Source organism: Vibrio sp. 10N.222.55.B11 (assembly GCF_041473705.1).
GTDB classification, from domain to species: domain Bacteria; phylum Pseudomonadota; class Gammaproteobacteria; order Enterobacterales; family Vibrionaceae; genus Vibrio; species Vibrio crassostreae_C.
This window is the reverse complement of the sequence record NZ_JBFRST010000122.1, coordinates 1-2,293: the sequence shown is the minus strand read 5'-3', so window position 1 is coordinate 2,293 and position 2,293 is coordinate 1. Positions and strand designations below refer to the sequence as shown.

Annotated in this window: 2 protein-coding genes; both read right to left on the bottom strand. The window is 48.1% G+C overall.

Features of this window, described 5'->3' with window-relative positions:
* Positions 1–261 precede the first annotated feature (261 nt).
* Complete coding sequence (locus tag AB4503_RS25150) at positions 262–1,314, bottom strand: transposase (RefSeq protein WP_171350138.1); 1,053 nt, start codon at positions 1,312–1,314, stop codon at positions 262–264.
* Positions 1,311–2,198: a tyrosine-type recombinase/integrase gene (locus tag AB4503_RS25145; RefSeq protein WP_372115891.1), complete on the bottom strand. Its 888-nt coding sequence runs from the start codon at positions 2,196–2,198 to the stop codon at positions 1,311–1,313. Before AB4503_RS25145 ends, AB4503_RS25150 begins: the two co-directional genes overlap by 4 nt.
* Positions 2,199–2,293 lie beyond the last annotated feature (95 nt).

Sequence of the window (2,293 nt, the reverse complement as noted above, 5' to 3'; positions counted from 1 at the left end):
GTATAACAAATAAGGATTAAGGTGTTGCGCAGCCAACACTAAATCCCGAGTGTTGAACAAGCCCGAAGCCACTTTGTTAAGTAAATTGTACGATTGAACTTGAAGGGCACATCGCTTTGAGGCTTTTCTCAAGGCGAGCGGGGTCAAGATAAGGTTGCGATAGCAATCTTATCAACCAGTTAGCTATTTTTCGTTTCTTTCGTCGTCACATCTCCTTTGATTTCGTCAATGCCATTCTCCTTATTATCAAATGCCTTTCGGCTACATGGGTCGGCTCACTCCAACACACGCCATCTCATGCTCACAGCAAGGGCAGATTCTTATCGCTTTGCTCCTTATCGGTGCCGTTAGCGGCGGCATCATATAGACCAAGTTCAATAACAGCAGTTGAATGCGGGCTCTTAAGGCGTGAGCTTGACCACGTAAAAATCCGTAGTCTCGTACTCTCTGCAATCCTTTGGGCAGCACGTGTTGCAAAATGAGCAGCAAAAACTTCAGAATGGGCAAGGTGCGCGTTCGCCATGCATTGGTCTGACTCTCTTTATAGCGGAAGGTGACAGTATCATCTGTGATACTGATGATGTCTTCATCAGGCAGCACACCGCGATAGAGATAGCGCGCCAAATAGTTGAGTGCAGCCTGACCGTATCCTACTTGTCTGCAATCGACCACCCATTGTTTGGGTATGCCACTCGGCAGCCACAACGTTGGGTGTTGATTAATGGCCTCTAGCATTCTTGCTCGCCATACTTTGGCCAAAGCAAACGCGTTGAAGAGGTAATGCTTGTTGCCTTTGTGCCACGTTTGCCTCGACGCGTCGTATTGGCCTGCCGCCACGATAATGTGCAGATGTGGGTGCAAGTTTCGTTGTCGGCTGTGAGTATGTAACACGGCGGTAAAACCAAGTTCACCTTGCCGTTGTCGGTTAGCAAAATCCTTTAATACCCCTGATGCCACCTTAAACATACCGTTATATATCGCTTTAGGTTGATGTCTTGCTAAGACCCTTAATTGATACGGCAAAGTGAAGGTCACCATGAAATAGTGAATAGGTAACCGCTTTTGCTGCTGACGTTGAAGCCAATCAGCGGTGGTGCGTTGTTGGCACTGAGGGCAATGACGATGACCACAAGAAAGCGGTAATCGGTCATTGTGATGACAGTGACTGCAGAACCATTGTGAGCGACCTTGTCGTTCTGTTTTACAACGGAGCATCGCCCCAATGGCTCGATGCATATCGCCATTCATCTGCGCATAATCGTGACGTTTAAGCGCAGAGTGATGTTGGCGAAGCAGTTCAATAAAGGTACTCATGTAATGCTCCACGTTAATTCTAGAGCTTCAGTTAAATGATTGATGGCCATCGCAGCATCGCGTTGTTTTAGCGTAGTCATTCGGGTGTAACGAGCCGTGGTATTAAGGCTTGCATGACCCAGTAGCGTTTGCAGTGAACGCAGGTCTAACCCTTGCTCAAGTAAGTGCGTCGCGAAGCAATGTCTAAGTGAGTGGGGGCTGGCGTGTTTTTGGATTCCGCACTCTTTGAGTACAAGTTTCATGGTTTTTTGAATACCGCCACGATCCATAGGGGTGTCGCGACATGTACCAAGGCCAGGGAATAAGTAGTAAGGGTGCTTATGGGTAAGCCAATGCACGCGAAGAGCTTTAAGCGTTCGCAGCGGAAGCGGCACCATTCGGTCTTTTCCGCCTTTTCCTTCCCGTATGTGAACGCGCATTGTTTGGCTGTCGATATCATGAACCGTAAGATTTAATCCCTCACTGAGTCGTAACCCCATGCTGTACAGAGTAAGAAAAAACACCTGATAACGTGCTTGTCGAGTGTGAGTAATCAGCGAGCTGACTTGCTGTGGTGTCAGTATGTCGGGCAGTCGTTTTACTTGTGGCGGCTTGACGATATTGAGCCACTCCCACTGTTTATCGAGCGTGTAGCGATAGAAAAACTGCAAGCCATTACGATCGAGTTTTATGGTGCTCCACGAGTGGGTTTGAATAAGAGACGCGAAGAACTGTTTGAGGTCAGAGGTCGTTAATGTATCAGGGGCTCGGTCGAAATGAGCGGTGATCCGACGAACCGCACGGGAATAGGCATCAATGGTCGCGGGTCGTTTACCTTGCAGCTTTAGGTTGGTAAGGTGTTGTTCATAAAGGGTGTTGTAACGTTTTAAGTCATCGGGTTTCATGGGGTTACTCCTGTGAACGACCATCAGGGTGATGGTGTTACAAGAGTATGGTTCGCACTCGTTTTACTCTGCCGCGTAGCGGCTTCGTTCAACAA

What these genes read in the sequence shown, in the direction of transcription:
- AB4503_RS25150 (WP_171350138.1), bottom strand. Translation starts at nt 1,314, where the DNA reads ATGAGTACCTTTATTGAACTGCTTCGCCAACATCACTCTGCGCTTAAA.
- AB4503_RS25145 (WP_372115891.1), bottom strand. Translation starts at nt 2,198, where the DNA reads ATGAAACCCGATGACTTAAAACGTTACAACACCCTTTATGAACAACAC.